The 3,010-nt window shown below is 38.3% G+C and carries 7 protein-coding genes; all 7 read right to left on the bottom strand.

The window, feature by feature from the left end; translation table 11 throughout:
- Window positions 1-1,012, bottom strand: a 1,012-nt coding sequence (locus PX636_RS03630; protein WP_353853449.1) for a tetratricopeptide repeat protein, incomplete at its 3' end; no start/stop codon positions are given.
- 19 nt (window positions 1,013-1,031) lie between these two features.
- Window positions 1,032-1,163: a hypothetical protein gene (locus PX636_RS03625; protein ID WP_288116252.1), complete on the bottom strand. Its 132-nt coding sequence runs from the start codon at window positions 1,161-1,163 to the stop codon at window positions 1,032-1,034.
- Window positions 1,164-1,289: 126 nt separating this feature from the next.
- Window positions 1,290-1,637 carry a hypothetical protein gene (locus PX636_RS03620; RefSeq protein ID WP_004162750.1) on the bottom strand — a complete coding sequence of 116 codons (348 nt, stop codon included), beginning with the start codon at window positions 1,635-1,637 and terminating at the stop codon, window positions 1,290-1,292.
- Window positions 1,638-1,860: 223 nt separating this feature from the next.
- Window positions 1,861-2,130: a type II toxin-antitoxin system HicB family antitoxin gene (locus tag PX636_RS03615; protein ID WP_288116251.1), complete on the bottom strand. Its 270-nt coding sequence runs from the start codon at window positions 2,128-2,130 to the stop codon at window positions 1,861-1,863.
- A 95-nt stretch (window positions 2,131-2,225) separates the two neighbouring features.
- The gene (locus tag PX636_RS03610; protein ID WP_002763541.1) at window positions 2,226-2,399 is read right to left on the bottom strand and encodes a type II toxin-antitoxin system HicA family toxin; all 174 of its coding nucleotides are present in this window, start codon (window positions 2,397-2,399) and stop codon (window positions 2,226-2,228) included.
- On the bottom strand, window positions 2,392-2,628 hold the full coding sequence (locus tag PX636_RS03605) for a type II toxin-antitoxin system HicB family antitoxin (protein WP_004162744.1): 237 nt from the start codon (window positions 2,626-2,628) through the stop codon (window positions 2,392-2,394). Before PX636_RS03605 ends, PX636_RS03610 begins: the two co-directional genes overlap by 8 nt.
- Before the next feature lie 47 nt (window positions 2,629-2,675).
- Complete coding sequence (locus tag PX636_RS03600; protein WP_002763539.1) at window positions 2,676-2,885, bottom strand: type II toxin-antitoxin system HicB family antitoxin; 210 nt, start codon at window positions 2,883-2,885, stop codon at window positions 2,676-2,678.
- Window positions 2,886-3,010 lie beyond the last annotated feature (125 nt).

Below are 3,010 nucleotides of genomic sequence, written 5' to 3'. Positions count from 1 at the left end.
CTCCTAATTGCTTTTCTGTAATCGCCAGCGCTCGCAAAAAGAGAGGTTCTGCTTCTGCGTATTTCCCTTGAGAATCATAAAGTAACGCCAAATTGTTGAGACTGGTCGCCACATCAGGATGGTCGGAGCCTAATTGCTTTTCCGTAATCTCCAGCGAGTGCAAAAAGAGAGGTTCTGCTTCTGCGTATTTCCCTTGAGCGCAATAAAGACTCGCCAGATTGTTGAGACTGGTCGCCACATAAGGATGCTCTTTTCCTAATAGCTTTTCCCGAATCGCCAGCGAGCGTAAAAAGAGAGGTTCTGCTTCTGTGTATCTCCCTTGATCTTGATAAAGACTCGCCAGATTGTTGAGATTAGAAGCAACACTGGGATTATTGCAACCAAATAACTCTTCATGGATTTTTAATCCTTGTAAAAATAGAGATTCTGCTTGAGCAAAATCGCCTTGATATTGATAAGAAATACCTAAATTGCTCGAAGCATTTGCTTCTGATGTTTTATCACCAATTTGCTGGGCAATTTCTAATTGTTTTTGAAAATATTCAATTGCTTGCTGATATTTTCCTAAGGATTGATAAGTAATCCCCAGATTTCCGAAAGCATTTGCTAGGGCAAGAATATCGCCGATCTCCTGAGCAATTGCTAATTGTTCTTGAAGATGTGAAATTGCTTCTTGATACTGCCCTAAAGACTGATAAGCCGCTCCCAAATTACCTAAAGTATTCGCCAGCGAATACCGATCATTAGTTTCTCTAATAATTACTAATTGTTGCTGAAGATATTGTACTGCTTCTCTATATTGACCCCAAGATTGATAAATCATTGCTAACCGGCCAAGAGCAAAAACCTCAGATTGTTTATCACCAATATCCTGAGCTTTTTTTAAGAGCTTTTGATAGATTTTAGGATTATGTTTTTTGGGCGTAATCTGATCAAAGTTCTCAAGATTTAACTCTGTTTCATAATTACTAGCCTGAGCCGAATTAGTTTGATTTTTATGAATCTGAATCATCATTAGCCTCCAATAAATTTTAAAATTGCTCAAATTCTGATTCTGCGGATTGAATTGCCTGAATCCATTCTGATAATTCTTTAACTGTTATATTAACTTTGCCCTCCTGTTGACGAGCATTTCCCTTAAGTTTGTAGAAAATTGCTTTCAATTTACATAGACTTTCAATGCCGTAATCAAGATTAGAAAGAGAAGTCGAAATAGACTTGGAACTCTCACTGGTTGTATCTAAGTTAGCAGGGTTTTGTTTAACCTGCTCCCCTACAGGCGGCTGTGGTCAGTTGAAGTTAAAAGTCGGATTATGACTTGTTCCTTGATTAACAATTCCAACATTTTTCATCATATTAATAACGTAAGGATTAGATTGATTTTCCTTAAACACTTGTTCTGCAACTTTTTGTCTTTCTGGGTCTTTCAATAGAGTCGCCATTACCTCAATCGTTTCAGGTAACAAAGCAGGATCTTGGTTAGCGGATTGCAACTTTTTTAAAGTATCAGGAGACTTGACTGCGATTAAATTTGTCAGTTTTTCACGGGAACCATCTAAGACAAGCTCCCCCACACGGGCCAACGCTCCCCCCAAAATAATCGTGACTGCTGTAGCCAATAGCGTTAAAGGTTCCATGATACAACTCCTTGCTAGTAAATGGCACTTAATTAATTGTTAGATAGTGTAACAGGCTTCTGGTTCTTGTGTTTTATCTTTAATAAGATTATAGCCTGTGAAATAACAAAATGCCTACCCCGTGGAACAGGCTTCTGGTTCCTGTACCTGATCTTTGATCATATTAAAGTAAAAGCTTTAATTCCAGTTTGCTTAAGTTTATCGTTCATTTTCCTTAATAAAACTAAGGTTTAACTAACACTTGATCTATGGGAATATGAGTTAGAAAAAATGCTTCTCCTTCCGAATCTCGCAAAGCTTCTAAATAGGCATCAATCCCTCGCGGTTCGGGCAAGTTTTCAACATCTGCCAAATGCAAAGCCAAAGCCGATCGCATTTGCTCCGTTGTTTCTTCTAAAGTCGCCCCTGTTGGTACACACCCTACTACATCGGGTGAATAAGCGGAAAATCCCGTTTCACTTTTTTCGAGAACAATTAGATATTTGTCGATCATTTTAACCCCGCTTCACTTAACTTTTTCTATAAATCATAGAAATAAGGATAAAGCTCTGATTCTAGAATATATTGACTTGCTTGTTTGAAAATTGCCTAACAGGTTCCAGGATCAAGTTTTCGATGATTGGGAATAGTTAAAGTCTCTCTTCTCTGGGAGATAACACGACGCAATTTAATGTGACTTCCTCGTTGACTGTGAATAGTAAAGCCAAATCGAGCGAGAATCTTGATCACGTCTTTGCCTGATAGTTGTTTCAGTTTAGGCATATTCAGGCTGTAACTCAACCGTAATCTGTAGAGAAGGTTTGGCAACTAGACCAAACTCACTAGGATCTTCCCCTTCTAAATGTAATAAGACAGCTTCTTTGAGATTATTAACCACCTCATCCAAGGTATTTCCTTGGGTCACAACCGAAATTTCCACGCATTCGCCTACATATCCTTGTTGTTCACCAGAATAAATAATTGCCGTAATTTTTGAACTTAATTCAGCCATAATTGCTCAGATAAAATACGTTTTGATTGTAATAGAGTATATTTTAGCTATGGGGAAATAGCCTGAAAAATTGGGAGAGATTTGTCTCGTGCAGTGTAGTCTTCGATAAGGAAATCTAGAACTTCAAGGGCATTTTGTAGCGCTTCATTGTAGGTTTCGCCGTGAGTATGAGCATAGGAGACAAATTCAGGGAGATGGGCGATAAATTTGTTGTCTTCTTGTGACCATTGAATATAAATACTATAGTGATAATTCATGGGTTGTCTCCTTGATTTAATTTGGCTAGTTCCTGAAGTGCATTTCTTCCGTCTTTTTCCTGGTAGTGATCGGCATCACTACTATTTTTGCCTGACAGGGTCAAGCTATATTCTAAACGGGGATG

This window comes from Microcystis sp. M53598_WE2 (genome assembly GCF_030067735.1).
Taxonomy (GTDB): Bacteria; Cyanobacteriota; Cyanobacteriia; order Cyanobacteriales; family Microcystaceae; genus Microcystis; species Microcystis aeruginosa.
This window is presented reverse-complemented; position numbering and strand designations above follow the sequence as displayed.